Annotated in this window: 18 protein-coding genes and 2 pseudogenes; 3 read left to right on the top strand and 17 right to left on the bottom strand. The window is 68.4% G+C overall.

The window, feature by feature from the left end:
- Positions 1-4: 4 nt before the first annotated feature.
- Entirely contained in the window at positions 5-697 is a 693-nt protein-coding gene (locus IM660_RS03730; RefSeq protein ID WP_193498082.1) for a response regulator transcription factor, read from the bottom strand.
- The gene (locus IM660_RS03725) at positions 694-1896 is read right to left on the bottom strand and encodes a sensor histidine kinase (RefSeq protein ID WP_193498081.1); all 1203 of its coding nucleotides are present in this window, start codon (positions 1894-1896) and stop codon (positions 694-696) included. The genes IM660_RS03730 and IM660_RS03725 overlap by 4 nt, the downstream gene beginning before the upstream one ends.
- Positions 1897-2073: 177 nt before the next feature.
- On the opposite strand from IM660_RS03725, the gene phoU reads away from it, so the two are divergent.
- Complete coding sequence (phoU, locus tag IM660_RS03720) at positions 2074-2730, top strand: phosphate signaling complex protein PhoU (protein WP_193498080.1); 657 nt, start codon at positions 2074-2076, stop codon at positions 2728-2730.
- Between the two features lie 94 nt (positions 2731-2824).
- Here phoU and IM660_RS03715 read toward each other — a convergent pair whose 3' ends face one another.
- From IM660_RS03715 to IM660_RS03680, 9 genes and pseudogenes are all read right to left on the bottom strand, one after another.
- Positions 2825-3562 (bottom strand): phosphoglyceromutase, encoded by a 738-nt coding sequence (locus tag IM660_RS03715; RefSeq protein WP_193498079.1) that lies wholly within the window; start codon positions 3560-3562, stop codon positions 2825-2827.
- Positions 3563-3594: 32 nt separating this feature from the next.
- Positions 3595-4602 (bottom strand): lactonase family protein, encoded by a 1008-nt coding sequence (locus tag IM660_RS03710; protein ID WP_193498078.1) that lies wholly within the window; start codon positions 4600-4602, stop codon positions 3595-3597.
- Between the two features lie 72 nt (positions 4603-4674).
- Positions 4675-5004: a histone-like nucleoid-structuring protein Lsr2 gene (locus tag IM660_RS03705; RefSeq protein ID WP_193498077.1), complete on the bottom strand. Its 330-nt coding sequence runs from the start codon at positions 5002-5004 to the stop codon at positions 4675-4677.
- Positions 5005-5246: 242 nt separating this feature from the next.
- Complete coding sequence (gene lysS / locus IM660_RS03700; RefSeq protein WP_246465116.1) at positions 5247-6770, bottom strand: lysine--tRNA ligase; 1524 nt, start codon at positions 6768-6770, stop codon at positions 5247-5249.
- Between the two features lie 4 nt (positions 6771-6774).
- Positions 6775-7218, bottom strand: coding sequence for an aspartate 1-decarboxylase (gene panD, locus IM660_RS03695; RefSeq protein ID WP_246465114.1), 444 nt, complete (start codon positions 7216-7218; stop codon positions 6775-6777).
- Positions 7215-8078: pseudogene (gene panC / locus IM660_RS19735) on the bottom strand (pantoate--beta-alanine ligase); the annotation flags it as partial. The pseudogene panC and the gene panD, both read right to left, overlap by 4 nt.
- A gap of 66 nt (positions 8079-8144) precedes the next feature.
- Positions 8145-9032: pseudogene (locus IM660_RS19730) on the bottom strand (Rossmann-like and DUF2520 domain-containing protein); the annotation flags it as partial.
- Positions 9029-10552 carry a PH domain-containing protein gene (locus tag IM660_RS03685; RefSeq protein WP_193498074.1) on the bottom strand — a complete coding sequence of 508 codons (1524 nt, stop codon included), beginning with the start codon at positions 10550-10552 and terminating at the stop codon, positions 9029-9031. The gene IM660_RS03685 and the pseudogene IM660_RS19730, both read right to left, overlap by 4 nt.
- Positions 10549-11046 (bottom strand): PH domain-containing protein, encoded by a 498-nt coding sequence (locus IM660_RS03680; RefSeq protein WP_193498073.1) that lies wholly within the window; start codon positions 11044-11046, stop codon positions 10549-10551. The genes IM660_RS03685 and IM660_RS03680 overlap by 4 nt, the downstream gene beginning before the upstream one ends.
- Before the next feature lie 60 nt (positions 11047-11106).
- Between IM660_RS03680 and IM660_RS03675 the strand changes: the two genes are divergently transcribed.
- Positions 11107-11481, top strand: a complete 375-nt coding sequence (locus IM660_RS03675; protein WP_193498072.1) for an ArsR/SmtB family transcription factor — start codon at positions 11107-11109, stop codon at positions 11479-11481.
- Positions 11478-12479: a cation diffusion facilitator family transporter gene (locus tag IM660_RS03670; protein ID WP_193498071.1), complete on the top strand. Its 1002-nt coding sequence runs from the start codon at positions 11478-11480 to the stop codon at positions 12477-12479. Before IM660_RS03675 ends, IM660_RS03670 begins: the two co-directional genes overlap by 4 nt.
- On the opposite strand, the gene IM660_RS03665 is transcribed toward IM660_RS03670, so the two are convergent.
- The 6 genes from IM660_RS03665 to hpt all read right to left on the bottom strand — a co-directional run bounded on the left by IM660_RS03665 (position 12440) and on the right by hpt (position 18415).
- The gene (locus tag IM660_RS03665; RefSeq protein WP_193498070.1) at positions 12440-12925 is read right to left on the bottom strand and encodes a DUF3180 domain-containing protein; all 486 of its coding nucleotides are present in this window, start codon (positions 12923-12925) and stop codon (positions 12440-12442) included. The genes IM660_RS03670 and IM660_RS03665 overlap by 40 nt on opposite strands.
- On the bottom strand, positions 12922-14205 hold the full coding sequence (folK, locus tag IM660_RS03660) for a 2-amino-4-hydroxy-6-hydroxymethyldihydropteridine diphosphokinase (protein WP_193498069.1): 1284 nt from the start codon (positions 14203-14205) through the stop codon (positions 12922-12924). Before folK ends, IM660_RS03665 begins: the two co-directional genes overlap by 4 nt.
- Positions 14202-15050, bottom strand: coding sequence for a dihydropteroate synthase (folP, locus tag IM660_RS03655; protein WP_193499198.1), 849 nt, complete (start codon positions 15048-15050; stop codon positions 14202-14204). The genes folK and folP overlap by 4 nt, the downstream gene beginning before the upstream one ends.
- A 71-nt stretch (positions 15051-15121) precedes the next feature.
- Positions 15122-15721, bottom strand: a complete 600-nt coding sequence (gene folE / locus IM660_RS03650) for a GTP cyclohydrolase I FolE (protein WP_159621171.1) — start codon at positions 15719-15721, stop codon at positions 15122-15124.
- Positions 15718-17742 (bottom strand): ATP-dependent zinc metalloprotease FtsH, encoded by a 2025-nt coding sequence (gene ftsH, locus IM660_RS03645; RefSeq protein WP_193498068.1) that lies wholly within the window; start codon positions 17740-17742, stop codon positions 15718-15720. Before ftsH ends, folE begins: the two co-directional genes overlap by 4 nt.
- A gap of 118 nt (positions 17743-17860) precedes the next feature.
- Positions 17861-18415 carry a hypoxanthine phosphoribosyltransferase gene (hpt, locus tag IM660_RS03640; RefSeq protein ID WP_193498067.1) on the bottom strand — a complete coding sequence of 185 codons (555 nt, stop codon included), beginning with the start codon at positions 18413-18415 and terminating at the stop codon, positions 17861-17863.
- Between the last annotated feature and the right edge of the window lie 24 nt (positions 18416-18439).

Here is an 18439-nt window from a genome sequence, read left to right as displayed (position 1 = left end):
GCGCTCAGCGCTCGGCCACCAGCTTGTACCCCAGCCCGCGCACGGTCACCAGCACCTGCGGGTGTACCGGGTCTTCCTCGATCTTGGCCCGGATCCGCTTGACGTGGACGTCGAGGGTCTTGGTGTCACCCACGTAATCGGCACCCCACACGCGGTCGATCAGCTGGCCACGGGTGAGCACCCGATCCGGGTTGCGCAGGAAGAGCTCCAACAGTTCGAACTCCCGTAGCGGCAGCGCCATCGGGTCTCCACCGACGGTGACCTCGTGCCGGTCAGTGTCCATCCGGATCCGCCCGACGGACAGTACCGCGGGCTCAGCGGGCTCGGCCCCGCCGTCGGAGCCGCGCCGCAGCACCGCCCGGATACGGGCGAGGAGCTCCCGGAAGGAGTAGGGCTTGGTGACATAGTCGTCCGCGCCGATCTCAAGCCCCACGACCTTGTCGATCTCACTGTCCTTGGCCGTCAGCATGATCACCGGCACCGAGCTGCGCTGACGGAGCTCGCGGCACACCTCGACCCCGGAGAGCCCGGGAAGCATCAGATCCAGCAGCACCAGATCCACGGCGACCCTGTCGAACTCCACCAGGGCATCGGATCCGGTCGCGACTGCGACCACCTCGAAACCCTCCCGGGTCAACTGGTACGTCAGCGGCTCCCGGTAGGAGTCCTCGTCCTCGACGAGCAGGATGCGGGTCACTGTCTCTCTCCTTCTGCGCCGTCATGCGGCGCACCGGTCGTTGCCTGCGGGTCCTTCTCACTCTCCGGTGCATCCACAGAGGGAATGCGGAGCGTGAAGGTCGCACCCCGTCCGGGGGTCGACCAGACCCTCACCTCGCCGCCATGATTGGCGGCCACGTGCTTAACGATCGAAAGGCCCAGTCCCGTGCCCCCGGTCTCGCGGGAGCGGGCCGGGTCCACACGGTAGAACCTCTCGAAGACGCGACTGGCGTCCTCCGCAGACAAGCCCACGCCCTGGTCCACGACGGCGACCTCGGCAATGCCTTCCACCTCACGCATGCCGACACTCACCCGCGTCCCGGTCGGGGAGTACCGCAGGGCGTTGTCCAGGAGGTTGCGCAGGGCGGTGACGAGCAACGCGTGGTCACCCTGGACGAACAGGCCCGTCTGGCCGCCGACGACGACGGTCACGTCCCGCGCTTGCGCCTCGACGGCGATCCGGTCGATTGCCTCGGCGACGACGGCCTCGAGCGGAACCTCGACGAAGTCGACCTCGTGTTCGGGTGCCTGGAGCCGGGAGAGTTCGATGATCTCCTGCACCAGTGCCGACAAGCGCGCAGTCTCGCGCTGCATCCCGGCAGCGAACCGCCGGACAGCGTCCGGGTCGTCAGCGGCGTCGGCCGCCGTCTCCGCGAGCAGTGCGATCGCGCCCACGGGTGTCTTGAGCTCGTGGGAAACGTTCGCGACGAAGTCCCGCCGCACTTCCTCGACCCGCCGCTCGGCCGTTCGGTCCTCGGCCAGCACCAAGACGCGGCCGCCGGTCAGCGGCGCCACCCGCACATCGAAGGCCAGCCGGTCCGAGCCCGGCACCTGCGAGCGGGGGATGATCATCTGCTCGTCCCGGCTGGATCCACCGGTGCGCACCTGCTCGACCAGCTCCTCCAGCGGTGCATGCGCGAGGCGCCCGCCGCGCACCAGGCCGTCGGTATAGGCAGCTGGAGCGGCTCGCAGCACCTCGCCCGCGGGCCCGACCAGAACCGAGAGCGAGCGCAGCGCGGCCAGCAGGGCCGCGACGTCGTCATCGAGCACGTCACCCTCCGGTTCTCTCGCGGCCGGGCCGCGCTGGCTGCGTTCGGACACGCGAAAGGCGAGCGCAGCGCTCGCCCCGACGAACAGGCCGAGCACGCCGACGCCGATGATCAGCCATGCCTGGTCCACAGCCGCCAGACTAGACGCAGCGGGGAAGCCGGTCCGCACTGGCGCTGTCCGGGCGGGGCGATGTTCACCTTCTCGGCACCAGGTATTCACCCGGCCGTGAGACTGTAAGGGGTGCGGATGTAGTGGAATGGACGCTGCACGTGCCCGGACGGGCGCAGGACGAGAGGACGGACGACGGTGCGAGCGATCTTCGAGCAGGAACTGGAACAGGTCGGTGAAGGGCTGCTGCAGATGGCCCGGCACGTCCAGGCCGGGGTCCGCGATGCCTCCACGGCGCTGGCATCCGCGGACCTTCAGCTGGCCGAGCAGGTCATCGCCGCCGATGACGCGATCGATGCCATCGAGGCCGAGCTCGACGAGCGCTGCGTGACCTTGCTCGCCCGGCAGCAGCCGGTGGCCACAGACCTGCGTGTCATCGTCTCCGGACTGCGGATCAGTGCCTCGATCGAGCGAATGGGCGACCTCGCTCGCCACATCGCCCAGGTGACGCGGATGCGCTACCCAGAACAGGCGATCCCAGAGCAGGCGCGGGAGACATTCGCTGCCCTCGCCGAGGCGGCGAACCGGGCCGCCACCGACATCGTGGCCCTGCTCGAGAGCCACGATCTCGAGCTGGCGGCCGCGATCGAGTCCGACGACAAGCAGCTCGACGAGCTGCACCAGCGCACCTTCACGACCACACTGTCCCCGGACTGGCGGGGTACGACCACCGAGACGGTGGACGTCACGCTGCTGGCCCGCTTCTACGAGCGCTTCGGTGACCACGCCGTCTCGGTCGCACAGCGCATCTCCTACCTCGTGACGGGTGATCTGGACGGCGTGTCCTCAGACTGACCGGCCCGGCTGGACACGCTCCGCAAGAACGACGACGGCGCCCACCTCCCGCGAGGTGGGCGCCGTCGTCGTTGTGTGCGTGCTGAAGGTTCGGTCAGCGCCCCTGATTGGCCACGGCCGCGATGGCTTCCTTGGCCGCCTCCGGGTCGAGGTAGCGGCCGCCCGGGTTCAGGGGGCGCAGTTCCTCGTCGAGCTCATAGAGCAGCGGGATACCGGTGGGGACGTTCAGGCCGGCGATCGTCTCGTCGTCGATTCCGTCGAGGTGCTTGATGATGGCCCGCAGGGAGTTGCCGTGCGCCGCCACGAGCACCACCTTGCCCTCCTTCAGGTCGGGCACCACCTCGGACTCCCAGTACGGCAGGGCGCGCGCGAGCACGTCCTTGAGGCACTCGGTGTCCGGAATCGGCTCGCCGGCATACCTCGGGTCAGCGTCCTGGGAGTACTCCGACCCGTGCTCGATGGATGGCGGCGGCACGTCGTAGGAGCGGCGCCAGGTCATGAACTGCTCTTCACCGAACTCGTCACGAATCTGCTTCTTGTCCTTGCCCTGCAGGGCCCCGTAGTGGCGCTCGTTCAGCCGCCAGGAGCGCTTGACCGGGATCCAGTGGCGGTCGGCGGCGTCGAGGGCGAGATTCGCTGTGGTGATCGCGCGACGAAGGAGCGAGGTGTGCAGCACATCGGGCAGCACACCGGCGTCGGTGAGCAGCCGCCCTCCGCGCCGGGCCTCTTCGATGCCCTTCTCGGAGAGGGGCACGTCGACCCAGCCGGTGAACAGGTTCTTGGCGTTCCATTCGCTCTCGCCGTGGCGGAGCAGTACCAGGGTGTAGGTCATGGTTCCAGTCTGCCGTACCTACACCGGTGTCGTCACAGTGGGAGGACGCACATCGGAGCAGGCAGCTCCAGCTCAGTGACGATCTCCGCGGGGATGCCGTCGACCAGTGGATGGACCGCCAGCTGATCGGCGTGCTGGCCCGCCACGATCACAGCGTCCTCGGTGACCGCATGATGACGTGGCCAGGCGGCCGTGGAAACCTCCGCAACGCGGCGCACCGAGGCCCCGTCGGCGGCAATCTCCAGAGTTGAGAGCGTATCGGTGCCACGCACGCCGACGTAGAGGAAGTTTCCGCGACGTTCGATGTGGGAGAGCTGGTGCAGGCCCTCGGCACCGGATGCCGCCTCCTGGTGCAGCACCTGGCCTTGCCCAGTCCCTTCGTCCCAGGACAGGGTGAGGACCTCACCACTGAGCTCACCGGCCACATAGAGGTAGCCGGCCCGGCTGGCCACATGCCGGGGGCCGCAGCCAGCGGGCAGCTCGGTCAGGACGGGGGGCTCGACGGGTCGACCGTTCTCGAGCGGGTAGGCACGGAGGTGATCGGTGCCCAGATCGGCGACGAGCAGCCAGCCACCGCCCTCGCTGAGCGCGCAGAAGTGTGCGTGGGGGTGATCCTGGCGATCCGACACCGGGCCGCTGCCCTGGTGAGGCAACAGGATGACCTCGTCGGTGACGTCGCCGGCCTCGTCCAGCCGGACTGCACAGGCAACCCCGTTGCCGTAGTTCGCCACATAGAGCCACTGACCCCACGGGTGCACGAGCACATGGCAGGCCGAGGAACCACCGGTCGCGACCCGCGCCGTCCGACGCAGTGAACAGTCGGCGCGGATATCGAAGGACGCCACTGTTCCGTCCGCTCCTTCACCGACGGCGTAGACCCGCTCGGCCGAAGGATGGATCGCGAGGTAGGTCGGGGCAGGTGCCTCGGCGACGAGCTCAGGGACCGCCTGCGACCAGCTGGACAGGTCTGTCGCACTCACCCGCCAGATCCCGTGGCCAGGACCAGTTCCATTGGTACCCAGGAGATGATTCACGCTCATGATGGCCTCGATACAGTCATGGCACCCCACCATACGCACAGTGGGATGCCATGACGTGCAATGAGATGCGGGTCAGTGCGCCTTGGCGTACGCCTCACGAATCTCGGCCGAGACCCGGCCACGGTCGCTCACCTGGTAACCATTCGCCTTGGCCCATTCACGGATCTTCTGGGCATCAGAGCTGCCCGAGCGCGATCCGCCAACCTTCCGGCCGGAGACCTTACGTCCACCTGAGCGACGGGCGGAGCCGACCCACGGCGCCAGATCATCACGCAGCTTCGCTGCATTCTTGGCATTGAGGTCGATCTCGTAGGTCACCCCATCGAGCGCGAACGTGACCGTCTCTTCGGCGTCCGAACCATCGATGTCATCGATGAGGAGCACGCGTACCTTCTGTGCCATGTCAACATTCCTTTCGAACGCGCGATATTCGCCTTTCCCTGAAAGAATCGCACGACGATGGCATTGATGTCAAAAGTTTTCCGGGTGAGATTCCCCTGGCTCTCGGTCGGCTCGTTCCTGCTCGAGGCGCGCCTGCGCTCGTCGCTCTCTTCGATCTGCCTGCACGATCGCCCGAATGACGATCGTGAACAGCACTGCGAGCCCGAGGGAAGGCGCAATAGCTGCGACGAGATCGCCGGCGGTCATGATCGCGGCTTGACCAGCGGGAAGGTGATCGTCTCACGTATACCGTGACCCGTCAGAGCCATCAGGAGCCGATCGATCCCCATTCCCATACCGCCCGACGGGGGCATTCCGTGTTCCATCGCCTGCAGGAACTCCTCGTCCACCTGCATCGCCTCAGCATCGCCACGGGCAGCCAGCCGAGCCTGCTGTTCGAACCGTTCCCGCTGCACCACAGGGTCGACCAGCTCGGAGTATGCCGTGGCGAGCTCGAATCCGCGCACGTAGAGGTCCCATTTCTCCACCACACCCTCCTGCGAGCGGTGGGCGCGCGTGAGCGGAGAGGTATCAAGCGGAAAGTCACGCACGAACGTCGGCGCATATAGATCGTCGCCGACAAAGTGCTCCCAGAGCTCTTCGACGACCTTGCCCGGGGTGGCGGTCTTCTCGTCGAGGGAGATGTCGGCCCGCTCCGCCAATGTGAGCAGATGGGCCAGTGGCGTGTGCGGGGTGATCTCTTCGCCGCAAGCGTCCGAGAGTGAAGGGTAGAGCTGGATGTCTTTCCACTCTCCCCCGAGGTCGTACTCGCTACCGTCGGGCAAGGTGACGACCGTCGTTCCGAGGGCGTCCCGAGCGGCGGTGACGACGAGATCCTGGGTCAAGGTGGCCATGGTGTTGTAATCGCCATAGGCCTCATACGCCTCGAGCATCGCAAACTCGGGCGAATGTGAAGAATCGGCACCTTCGTTGCGGAAGTTCCGATTGATCTCGAAGACCCGCTCCACTCCACCGACCACGGCTCGCTTGAGGAACAGTTCCGGTGCGATCCGCAGGTACAGATCGATGTCGTAGGCATTCATGTGCGTGACGAATGGGCGCGCACTGGCCCCTCCGTGCATCGTCTGCAGCATCGGAGTCTCGATCTCGAGGAAGTCCCGCTGGTGAAAGGACTCCCGCAAGGATCGCATCACGGCCGCCCGGGTGCGCACCATCTCGCGCGCCGCCGGGCGGGCGATCAGATCGACGTGACGGCGCCGCACGCGGTTCTCCTCCGAGCTCTCCTTGTGCAGCACCGGCAGGGGTCGGATCGCCTTGGCGGCAAGCCGCCAGTCATCAGCGAAGACCGAGAGTTCCCCCGTGCGGGAAACGATCACGCGTCCGTGAGCGAAGAGGTGGTCACCGAGATCGACATCGGCCTTGAACGCGGCCAGGGAGTCGGCCCCGACCTCGCGCTGGGAGAGCATCACCTGCAGGGTGCGGCCCTCACCGTCCTGCAAGGTCGCAAAACACAGTTTGCCGGTGTTGCGCTGGAACACCACGCGCCCGGCGACGCCGACCACGTCCTGAGTCTCTTCCCCAGCCTCCAGCGTGCCGTCATAGGCCTCGCGGATCGCCGCGATCGTGTGGGTGACCGGCACTGAGACGGGGTAGGCCTGACCGCCCTCGTCGAGGATCCGGGCCCGCTTCTCCAGCCGCACCCGCACCTGCTCGGGGACGTCGACGTCCGTTGCCGGGGGCTGCTGGGGCGAGTTCTCGGTGTTCACCCGGTCATCGTAACGACGTGCTCGAGTGCCACGGGACGGCGGCCGTGGCCAGACCACTGCCCGGTCCGACCGCTCCCGGATCATGACCGAGAGAGCGGATCTTGTTCTGCGCATCCACGTGCACCACCGGAGGGGCATAGGTGCGGGCCTCGGCATCGGGCATCAGCCCGTAGGCGATGATGATCACCAGGTCGCCAGGGTGCACGAGGTGCGCGGCCGCGCCGTTGATGCAGATCTGCCCGGCCCCTCGCTCACCGGCGATCACGTACGTCGTCAGCCGGGATCCGTTCGTGATGTCGACCACGTCGACCTGGTGCCCTTCGGGCAGGTCGGCAGCCTCAAGCAGCTCGGCGTCGACCGTGATCGATCCCACATAGTTCAGATCGGCCTGCGTCACCGTGGCGCGGTGGATCTTGCCCACCATCATCGGCCTCAGCATCCCGGTCATCGTGCCTCTTCCTGCAGTGGCCAGGAGACCACCGCGTTATCGATCAGACGCGTCGCGCCCACCCGGGCCGCCACGACGAGTAGGGCCCTGCTCGGTGATCGCCCGTCAGGGTGCCGCTCACCCCACGCGGTCATCGTGTGTTCGTCCACGAGCTCCAGGTACGAGGGGCGAACCAGATCCCGGTCCCGTTCGTCCAGTATGCGCTGAGCCGCCGCGAGCACGTCGTCCACGGTACTCCCGTCGGCCGCGGCCTGCGCACCGGCAGCCACCGCCCGCGAGAGCACCAGTGCCGCAGCGCGTTCCGCCTCGTCCAGGTAGGCGTTGCGGCTGGACATCGCCAGTCCATCCGGCTCGCGCACGATCGGTACTGCCTCGATCCGCACCGGGATGTTCTGGTCGGAGACCATTCGCCGTACGAGTGCCAGCTGCTGGGCATCCTTCTGCCCGAACATCGCAATGTCCGCACGGGTCAGGTGCAACAGCTTGCCCACCACGGTGAGCATGCCGTCGAAGTGGCCCGGGCGGTCGGCTCCCTCCAGCACCTCCCCCATGTGGCCGGCCGTCATCGTGACCTGAGGTGCGCCGTCGGGGTACATCTCGGACTCCGGAGGGGCGAAGACCAGGTCCACCCCCTCCTGACGCAGCACCTCGACGTCGGCGTCGAGAGTGCGCGGGTAGGCATCCAGGTCCTCACCCGCGCCGAACTGCAACGGGTTCACGAAGATGGTCACGATCACTCGGGGGGCGAGTGTTCGCGCCACACGCACCAGCTCCAGGTGCCCCTCGTGCAGGGCACCCATCGTCATCACGACGGCGACCGGCTGGTTCCACGATTCCCGTCGCTGCCGTAGCTGCGCCACCGTCCTGACGACCTCGGTTCCGCTCCCGCCCTCCACCTCGTGGTCCGTCGCCGGATCTGTCACCGGGTCCAGGACGTCGAGCAGTCGCGTGGCGGCCGGCTCGGAGATGCGCCGACCCGCCAGTGTGCGTTGCACCGTCGCCCGCGCGAGGGCGACATAGGTCTCCGGGACGTCCACCAGCGTGGGATCGGCCGCCACGATCCCCGCGAGCGCCGCCAGGTGCTCGGCCACCGTGCCGGAGTCTCCGCGCGCCACCGGCCCGGTGAGTGTGACTTCGCCACCGCGCAGTGCGCCGTCGAGGGCTGCCGAGAGCAGCGGCGTGAGCAGCCTTCCCGCATCACTCACCCCGGCGGCCGTCAGCACCCGCATCGCTTGGCTCGTCAGGGTGACCAGGTGGTTGGCCCCGTGCGCTAGAGCCGCGTGGTAGAGCGCACGCGCCTCCTCCGGCAAGACGATTGGCTCTCCCCCGAGCTCGACCACGAGAGCCTGGGCGATGGGCAGCACCGGCGGGTCGGCGGTCACTGCGAAGGGCAGCCCATCCAGTCTGCTCAGGTCGACGCTGGTGCCGGTGAACGTCATCGCCGGGTGGATCGCGAGCGGGATCGCACCGCAAGCCCGCGCCGGGGCCAGGACACCGACGCCGTACCGGCCGGCAGTATGCACCACGAGTTGCCCAGGCTGGAAGGCACCCAGCCGGGCGAGGCCCGCGACGAGGTCGCCCAGGACGTCGTCGGGAACGGTGAGCAGCACCAGCTCGCTGCGCTCTACGACATCGCGCACGTCGAGCACCGGAACGTTCGGCAGGAGCACCTCGATCCGCTCGCGCGTCTCCTCGGATGCACCACTGGCCCCCACGACGGCGTGGCCGGTGGCCCGCAGCGCGCTCGCCAGTACCGCCCCCACGCGCCCGGCTCCGACGATGCCGACACCGAGGCGGCCAGGACGGGAGCTCACGTGGCCATTCTCCCAGGATCATCCGTCAGGGCCCGAGGCGAGGCCGGGAGGACCCCGGCAGAACTGACCACGCGGGACGGGAGAACGCCGCCGAAGCCGCGACCCTCGTGCAGCGCCCCGGATCCCTCCTCGGTCGGCGTCATCCAGCGCTCGGGGCCGGCGCTGCGGCGAGCGTTCCGGGCGCGACGGGTCATCTCAGCCAGCAGAAGACTGGTCGCCTCGGCGTCCTGGTGGTGCACCGTCGGCGTGACGGGGCCGGGCGTGGAGTGGATCGAGAAGGTCATCAGGTCGAGCTTGCGCTCCCACGGCCCTTGAGCGACGCCGAGCGACTGGATGCGCTCGTGCGGGACGAGAACGAGAGAACGCCACCACCGGCCGGTGCGCAGCAGCACAGCCGTGCCAGTCATACGCATCCCGGTGCGCCGCCAAGTGAGGGGATCCAGCCACCACGCCCGCGCAGGGGTGTGCTGGAAACCCTCCTCGTCACCGTCCCCGGTCAGGCCGGCGCGGAGGACCTCCAGCGGCCGCTCGTCCCCGAGATCGGGGTGAACGAGAGAGAGCAGATGTGCCGCCTCGGCCTCGGTGGCCACCGGGAAGAGCACGGTACCGGTGGTCTCCTCCGCTCCGTAACCGGCGATGTTGACAGTGATCCGCCACCAGCCCTTGAACCGCCACAGCGGCGGCTGGGCCAGCCGGATGGCCTGGACCCGGCCGGGCGGGACGGTGCGAGCCTTGGACTCGAGCAGACCTTGACGGATGCGGATGCCGTCGGGCGAGGTGGCCACCCGGAAGGAGAACTCGCCCGCGAACCGGCTCCAGAAGTAGGCAGCGGCACCGATCAGCGGGGCACCCATCGCGAACACCGAGGAGAGGTTCTCGGTGACGATGGCGATGAGCACGAGGCCGACGGCTGCCACGAGCATCGTGACGATCCCGCCGGAGAGCGCAAGGGATCCGACGAGGCGACCCGGGGAGAGGGTGTACAGGTGCATCTCCGGCGCTGCCGGTGCGTGCTGCACGCCGGCCTCGTCGGTCTCCATCCGCACCCCGGCAGCCCGGGCGAGGAGCTCGTTGCGCAGCCGTTGCGCCTCGTCCTCGCGCAAATAAGCCAGTGTCAGGTTGGAGCCTGCACCTCCGGCACTCTCGATCTTCAGCGCCGCGAAACCGGTGAACCGCGCCAGCAGCGGTTGGGTGACGTCCACCGTCTGCAGGCGGTCCAGGCGCACGTGGCGCTGCTGCCGGAACAGCACGCCGGAGTGGAGAAAGATGCTGTCCTCGGTGATGCCGTACTTGGTACGTGACCACGCCAGGGCGGAGAAGCCGAGACCGAGCAGCGCCCCGAGCACGATGACCCCGGCGACGATCAGCAGCAGTGTGGTGACGGCGAGGTCGAGCTCACCGAGTTGGTCGGCCGACTGCCACACGAAGACCGCGAAAAGCCCCGCGGCGACCTTCCACGCGTTCAGGACCGGCGTGATGCGGTGCAGACGGTGCCAGTCGATGTGATCCGTCGACGTCACAGGCCGGCCAACCTGGCCTCGCCGCGGGCGGAGAGCTGATCGCGCAAGCGTGCCGCCTCGGCCTCCGGCAGGCCCGGGATGGAGGCGTCGGACTGCGCGGAGGCGGTGTGCAGTTGCACCTGGGCGATGCCCATCGACCGAGCGATAGGCCCGGCGTCGACGTCCACGTACTGCATCCGCCCGTAGGGCACGACCGTCATCGACCGGAAGAGCACTCCCTTACGGATGAGGAGCTCGTCTTCCAGCTCGGCGTACCGGATGGCACGCACCTGCCGCGGCACCAGCCACAACAGCCAGACGAGCAGAATGCCGAGCACGGCCGGCGCCACCCACACCACCGGCGTGGTGACGATCGCCACCACCACCGACGCAACGAGCGGGATCCCGAGCCCGATCGCCACACCGATCTGGCGCACGGGGACGAGCTTGGGCGAGACGGACTGCCACTGGGCACCGTCGACCTCGAACGCGGATCCGGAACTCATGGTCGCCATTGTGACTCACGCTGCGGGCAATCTGGGACCAGACCTCGTCACTGGTGCTAGTATCTGCATGTGTTCGAAGATTCGCAGACGTGCACGTTCGGAGTGGATTCGCCCTACGTCGACCTGGCTGCCGAGGTGTTCTCACTCCTGGCCGACCCCACCCGGATCCGGATCGTTCTCGCCCTGCGCGAGGCGGAGATGTCGGTCAACCATCTCGCGGAGTCCGTCGGCAAGCCGCCCACCGCCGTCTCCCAGCATCTGGCGAAACTGCGCTGGGGCCGCATCGTGCGAGCGCGACAGGAGGGCAACCGCGTCTTCTACTCACTGGTGGACGAACACGCCCGTACCCTCGTCACACAGGCGGTGTTCCAGGCTCAGCACGCCCTCGAGGAGCACCCGGCTCACCATCGGCCGAGCACGGGGCCGTCGAGCACTGGGCCATGAGCGACCATCACGGTGTCGCCGCCCGGCTCCGGCACTTCTTGATCCCGCACTCCCACGATGTCGCCGACTCGATCGATGACGCGCTCGCCGCGAGTACCGAGGGAATCCGCGCGGTCCGCACCAGTCTGATCATCCTCGGCGTGACCGCGCTGGCTCAGCTGGCCGTGGTGGCCGTGAGCGGGTCGGTGGCACTGCTGGCCGACACGATCCACAACTTCTCGGATGCCCTGACGGCCATCCCGCTGTGGATCGCGTTCGCGCTCTCGCGCCGGGCGCCCAGTGCCCGCTACAGCCATGGATACGGGCGTGCGGAGGATCTGGCCGGGGCGTTCATCGTGGCGATGATCGCGCTCTCTGCCGTCGTGGCAGGGGTGGAGTCGATCCGCCGGCTCACTCAGCCGCAGCCCCTGGAGCACCTCGGCTGGGTGCTCGCTGCCGGGGTGATCGGCTTCGCGGGGAACGAGCTGGTGGCCCTCTACCGCATCCGGGTGGGACGGCGGATCGGGTCGGCTGCTCTGGTCGCCGACGGTATGCACGCACGGACTGACGGATTCACCTCACTGGCCGTCGTACTGGGCGTCATCGGAGTGTGGGCCGGCTTCCCGCTCGCTGACCCGATCATCGGGTTGGTGATCACCGCCGCGATCCTCGTCCTGCTGTGGAGCACGGCCCGCGATGTCGGCCGGCGCCTTCTCGACGGCGTCGATCCAGGTCTGTACGAGCGCGCTCTGGCGACCCTTGGCACGGACCCCACCATTGCCGGCGTCGGCCGCCTCCGGCTGCGCTGGACCGGACACCGGCTCGCCGTCCAGGCACAGCTACGGCTACCGGCCGAGACCACGGTGGCGACCTCCGACGACGTCACCTCCCGCGCCGAGGAGGCGTTGCGCCAAGCCCTGCCCGGGGTCGGTGCGGTGGATCTGACGGTCACCGCATCGCCCAGCACCGACGGCGGGTCTCACGCAGCCGCGGCGTCGTCCTCGTCGTCTCGCCCCTGACCCTCGTCACCGTCGTCCGGCACACGGCAGCACCACTGGGTCACCATGCCGGCGACACCGAGCGCTCCCGCTGCCAGGAGCGCCAGGACGACGCGCAGCAACTGTTCGCGCGGTTCCGGGGCCGTCAGCCGAGGCAGGATCATCGCCAGTTGGGCGAGGAGGTATCCGACGTGGATGGCCGCCGTCACCGCGGCGGCCTGGCCCAGTGCGAGCACTCGCGCTGCACCAACCGGGTCGTCCAAGCGGGCGTCCGCCACCGCTCGCCGCACCCGGATCCCGAGCACCAGGACCAAGGCAGCGATCGCGGCAAGCACACCGGCCAGCAGGACCGGCACGTCCGGGGGGACATTGCCGCGAGTGGTCCACCACCGCAAGGCGACGATGCTGACCGTCCCGGCGACCACCGTGACGGCACCGAGGGTGGGCCAGCGCAGGGTGGCGATCATTCGTCCCGGTGCAGCGGCTGCCAACGGGGCGCGATCGGCGCCTCGTCGGCGGGTTGGTTGCGCACCCACGGCAGCAGGTCGTCGGACTCGGGTTCAGCCGCCTCGCTGGAGTCCTCGTCCCCGTGGGCGAGCAGCTCCAGGTCTTCCAGATTCTCCTCCTCGACGTCGTCCTCCGGCTCAGCAGGAGCCTCCTGCGGGAGGTGAGGGACGCCGTCAGGGGGAGAAGGTGGCGAGGACGGGGAGACGGCGGCGGCCGGCGCCGGGCGGGGCGCGGGATCCTCCAGCCAGTCCAGCGCGAGCCACCGCACACCGGCCCGATCGGGAGCGGTCTCGGCAAGGGCGGCCACTGGCCCGCCACCCAGACCCGGCAGGAAAGCGTCCGGGTCAGCCTGCGCCCACGGCACGAGCACGAAGGCTCGCTCGTTCGCGCGGGGGTGCGGCAGAGTGAGTTCCGGATCGGTCGAGGTGAGCGTGCCGTAGACGATCAGGTCGACGTCGAGGGTCCGCTCGCCCCATCGCTGCGTGCGCTGCCGTCCGTATGTTCCCTCGAGGTGGTGCGCGAGATCGAGGAGCTCACGTGGGGCGAGGGTGGTGGTGGCGAGCACGACGGCGTTGAGATAGTCCGGCTGTGCGACCGCGTCGGGCTGCAGAACCGCCGAGGTACGCGCGAGCGGTGAGATCTCCTCCACCGTGAGCCCATCGGTCGTGGTGAGGTCGGCGATCACACCACGCAAGGTGGTGCGCACGTCGCCGACGTTCCCTCCGAGGGCAAGCACGACCGGCACGGGCTGCTCAGGAGCGGCGTCCAGATCCGGCTGGGCGTGCTCCGGCTCCGCCCTGGCAGGGGCGGGCTCCGCTCTGGCAATGGCAGGCTCGGGCGCAGGGGCGTCAGCGTCCTGGCGGTCGGTAGAACGCCGCACGTGCACCTGGACGTCGGAATACGGCACGCCCACGGGAGCCTCTGGTTTGTGGACCGTCACGTCCACCGACCGCACACCCGTGCGGGAGAGCATCGCCTCGGCGATCCGGTTCGCGAGCGTCTCGATGAGGTTGACCGGCTCACCCTCGATGAAGTCGACGATCTCCCGCGCCGCCGCTGCGTAGTCCACGGTGCTGGCGAGGTCGTCCGAGGCGGCCGCAGCACGGGTATCCACCGCCATGACCACATCGACGAGGAAGGTCTGCCCCTCGCGTCGTTCCTCCGGGAACACCCCGTGCCTGCCTACCCCGCCGACGCCCAGAAGGCGGATCTCGTCGAGGGCTGCCTCGGTGCCTGTCATTGCGACCCCTTCTGTGCGCCGTCCGCTTCCTCGGGTGCTCGTTGCCGCCCATTCTCGGCCGCGCGCCAGGCCTGGGCCACTCGAACGGCGTCCACGGACCCGGTCACGTCATGCACCCGCACCCCCCACACCCCTCGCGCCGCCACCAGGGCCGTGACGGCGGCAGTGGCACGGTCGCGGAACGCGGGCAGGGACTCCGAGCCGGCGGCCTGGAGAAGCTCACCCAGGAAGCGCTTGCGGGATGCGCCGATCAGGACCGGGTAGCCCAGTGACATCAGGTCGTCCACTCCGGCGAGCAGTTCCCAGTTGTGCCCGCCTTCCTTGGCGAACCCCAGCCCGGGGTCGAGCACGAGCTGATGGTCGCCCACACCTGCGGAGCGGACGGCCTCGACCTGGGTGAGAAGCTCGGTGCACACCTCGGTGATCACGTCGTCGTACTCGGCCAGGTCGTTCATGAACTCGGAGTGCCCGCGCCAGTGGGAGAGCACATACCGGCACCCGGACTCGGCAACCACGGTCGCGATCTCCGGGTCGGCGCGGCCGCCGGACACGTCGTTGATCACCTGTGCACCCGCAGCGAGCGCATGGGCGGCCACCTCCGCGCGCATCGTGTCGACGCTGACCACGGCGCCCGCCCCGGCGAGCACGGTGACCACCGGGAGTACGCGGCCGAGTTCCTCCTCCAGGCTCACTCGCTCCGCACCGGGCCGGGTGGACTCGCCGCCCACATCGACGATGTCGGCACCCTGAGCAAGCAGGTGGCGGCCGTGCGCGACGGCGACGTCGGGTTCGAACCACTGCCCGCCGTCGCTGAAGGAGTCCGGGGTGACGTTGACGACGCCCATGACGAGCGTGCGTGACCCTTCGTCCGGGTGCAGCTCGTCCCTCACGCGGGCCACCCTACCCACGTCGAGCGTCAGCCTCGTGCGATGAGGCTCATCGCCTCAGCCCGGGTCGCCGTCTGGCGCATGAGCCCCCGCACCGCCGAGGTCACGGTACGCGAGCCCGGTTTGCGCACCCCCCGCATCGACATGCACAGGTGCTCGCACTCCACGACGACGATCACGCCGCGCGCATCCAGCAGTTCGACCAGCGCGTCGGCCACCTGGGTGGTCAGTCGTTCCTGCACCTGAGGGCGCTTGGCGTAGACGTCCACCAACCGGGCGAGCTTGCTCAGCCCGGTCACGGTGCCGTCCTCGGAGGGGATGTAGCCCACGTGCGCCACCCCGTGGAAGGGCAGCAAGTGGTGCTCGCAGGTGGAGTACACCTCGATGTCGCGGACGAGCACCATCTCTTCGTGGTCGATGTCGAAGAAGGTCTGGACGACTTCCTCGGGGCGTTGGCGCAAGCCGGCGAAGATCTCCTGATACGCCTTGGCGAGCCGCGCGGGAGTGTCCTGCAGTCCTTCGCGTTCGGGGTCCTCCCCGACGGCGACCAGCAGGTCACGTACGGCACGTTCCACGCCCGCGGGGTCATACGGGCGCACCGGGCGGGGAGAACTGGCCCCGTCGGTCACCGGTCCCCCTCGGGAGGCGTCGGGGCCGTGGCACCCGGCAGCCCGTCCTCACCAGCAGCGGCGACCTCGTCCTGGGGAGGCATCTGCTCCTCGCCGCGGGAGATCTCCAGGGGCGTCTGCACCGGAGGGATGTGGCTGACTGTCCGTTCCTGGCTGGAGAGCCAGACCGGTCGAGGGTCGCGCTTGATGACCGGGGAGAAGACCTCGGCGAGCTCGGCCTGGTTGAGCGTCTCCCGCTCCAGCAGCGCCAGGGCGAGCGCGTCAAGCACGTGCCGGTACTCGGTCAACACCGCCCATGCCTCATCGTGGGCACTCTCGATGAGGCGGCGCACCTCCTCGTCCACCAGCCCGGCGACGTCCTCGGAGAACTCGCGCTGGTGTCCCATGTCACGGCCGAGGAAGACCTCGGAGTCGGCAGTGCCGAGCCGGATCGCGCCGACCCGCTCGCTCATCCCATACTCCTTGACCATCTTGCGGGCCGTCGCTGTGGCCTTCTCGATGTCGTTGGAGGCACCCGTGGTGGGGTCGTGGAAGACGATCTCCTCGGCTACCCGGCCGCCCATCGCGTAGGCGAGCTGGTCGAGCAGTTCGTTGCGGGTGGTGGAGTACCGATCCTCACTGGGCATCACCATCGTGTAGCCGAGCGCCCGGCCGCGCGGGAGGATCGTGACCTTCGTGACCGGGTCGGTGTAACGCAGGGCCGCCGCCACCAGCGCGTGACCGCCCTCGTGGTAGGCGGTGACCTTGCGTTCCTTCTCGTTCATCACCCGGGTCTTCTTCTGTGGCCCGGCCACGACGCGGTCGATGGCCTCGTCGAGCTCGGTGTTGCCGATGACGGTGCCGTTGGTGCGGGCGGTCAGGAGTGCTGCCTCGTTCAGGGCGTTCGCCAGGTCGGCACCGGTGAATCCCGGGGTGCGCTTGGCGATGGCGTGCAGGTCGACATCCGGCGCCATCGGCTTCCCCGTGGCGTGCACGGCCAGGATCGCTTCGCGGCCCTTCAGGTCGGGCGATTCGACGGCGATCTGCCGGTCGAAGCGCCCCGGACGCAGCAGCGCCGGGTCGAGGATGTCCGGCCGGTTCGTCGCAGCGATGAGGATGACGTTGGTGTTGACGTCGAAGCCGTCCATCTCCACCAGGAGCTGGTTCAGGGTCTGCTCACGTTCGTCGTGCCCGCCGCCGAGGCCCGCGCCACGCTGGCGGCCGACGGCGTCGATCTCGTCCACGAAAATGATGGCCGGGGCGTTGGCCTTGGCCTGCTCGAACAGGTCACGCACACGTGAGGCACCAACGCCGACGAACATCTCGACGAAGTCGGATCCGGAGATGGAGTAGAACGGCACTCCGGCTTCGCCGGCCACGGATCGGGCCAGCAGCGTCTTACCCGTTCCGGGCGGGCCGTACAGGAGCACACCCTTGGGGATCTTCGCCCCGACGGCCTGGAACCGGGAGGAGTCGGCGAGGAAATCCTTGATCTCGTGCAGCTCTTCGACGGCTTCGTCGGCACCGGCCACGTCGGAGAAGGTGACGGACGGGGTCTCCTTGGAGACCTGCTTGGCCTTCGACTTGCCGAAGTTCATCATCCGGGAGTTCCCGCCCTGCATGCGGGAGAGGATGAACCAGAACACACCCACCAGCAGCAGCACGGTGAGCAGGGTCATCAGCAGACTGGACCACCAGGGCGTCTGCGGGACGACCGAGTTGTACCCGCCCTCCGGCTCCGCAGCGGCGACCGCTTCAGCCACGGTCTCGGCCTGGGGAGCGACGTAGTAGAACTCCACATCGGTGCCGTAGTCGGTGTCGTCCTCGCCGACGTAGGGCTCGCTCAGCGTCAGGTTGACACGCTGGTGACCGTCGGTGATCTCGACCTGCTCAACCGTGTCGCCCTCGAGCAGTTCCAGGCCCACGGAGGTGTCGATCTGGCGTACGCCACCACCACCGAGGAGCTGAAAACTCACGACGATCACGATGATCGGGATGAGGATCCAGATCAGCGGCCCACGCAGCAGCTTCTTCACGTTCATCGCACCTATGGGGCCGAGCCCCGGTCCCTCCTGCTAGCAGTTCTACCGGGTGACGCTATACGACCAGATCGAGTGCTCGTGCACATGTTCGCCTATGGCAGTACCGCCGACCATGCGCTCAGCGCTGATAGACGTGCTCGGCGAGGGTTCCCACGAACGGCAGGTTGCGATACCGGCCGTCGTAGTCCAGGCCGTAGCCGACGACGAATTCGCTGGGCACGTCGACGCCAACATAGGCGACGTCCACCTCGACCTTCGCGGCGTCGGGCTTACGCAGGAGTGTGGCCACCTTCACGGACGCGGGGTTGCGGCTGCGCAGGTTGGCGAGCAGCCAGGAGAGGGTGAGCCCGGAGTCGATGATGTCCTCGGCGATGAGCACGTGCTTGCCGTCGATGTCGGTATCAAGGTCCTTGAGAATGCGCACCACGCCGGAGGACTTGGTGCCCGACCCGTAGGAGGAGACGGCCATCCAGTCCATCGTCAGGTTCGTGTGCAGCCGCCGGGAGAGGTCGGCCATGACCATCACCGCGCCTTTGAGGACGCCGACGAGGAGGATCTCCTTGCCCTGGTAGTCGGCGTCGATCTGGGCCGCCATCCGGTCGAGTGTGGAGCCGATCTGCTCCTCAGTGAGCAGGACCTCCTTGAGGTCAGAGCCCATGTCGGTCGCGTCCACTCCACTCTCCCTGATGTTCGCCGC

This window comes from Ruania alkalisoli, assembly GCF_014960965.1.
GTDB lineage: Bacteria > Actinomycetota > Actinomycetes > Actinomycetales > Beutenbergiaceae > Ruania > Ruania alkalisoli.
This window is presented reverse-complemented; position numbering and strand designations above follow the sequence as displayed.

What these genes read in the sequence shown, in the direction of transcription:
- IM660_RS03715 (WP_193498079.1), bottom strand. Translation starts at nt 3,562, where the DNA reads ATGACCTACACCCTGGTACTGCTCCGCCACGGCGAGAGCGAATGGAAC.
- IM660_RS03710 (WP_193498078.1), bottom strand. Translation starts at nt 4,602, where the DNA reads ATGAGCGTGAATCATCTCCTGGGTACCAATGGAACTGGTCCTGGCCAC.
- IM660_RS03705 (WP_193498077.1), bottom strand. Translation starts at nt 5,004, where the DNA reads ATGGCACAGAAGGTACGCGTGCTCCTCATCGATGACATCGATGGTTCG.
- panD (WP_246465114.1), bottom strand. Translation starts at nt 7,218, where the DNA reads ATGACCGGGATGCTGAGGCCGATGATGGTGGGCAAGATCCACCGCGCC.
- IM660_RS03680 (WP_193498073.1), bottom strand. Translation starts at nt 11,046, where the DNA reads ATGGCGACCATGAGTTCCGGATCCGCGTTCGAGGTCGACGGTGCCCAG.
- IM660_RS03670 (WP_193498071.1), top strand. Translation starts at nt 11,478, where the DNA reads ATGAGCGACCATCACGGTGTCGCCGCCCGGCTCCGGCACTTCTTGATC.
- IM660_RS03665 (WP_193498070.1), bottom strand. Translation starts at nt 12,925, where the DNA reads ATGATCGCCACCCTGCGCTGGCCCACCCTCGGTGCCGTCACGGTGGTC.
- folK (WP_193498069.1), bottom strand. Translation starts at nt 14,205, where the DNA reads ATGACAGGCACCGAGGCAGCCCTCGACGAGATCCGCCTTCTGGGCGTC.
- folP (WP_193499198.1), bottom strand. Translation starts at nt 15,050, where the DNA reads ATGGGCGTCGTCAACGTCACCCCGGACTCCTTCAGCGACGGCGGGCAG.
- ftsH (WP_193498068.1), bottom strand. Translation starts at nt 17,742, where the DNA reads ATGAACGTGAAGAAGCTGCTGCGTGGGCCGCTGATCTGGATCCTCATC.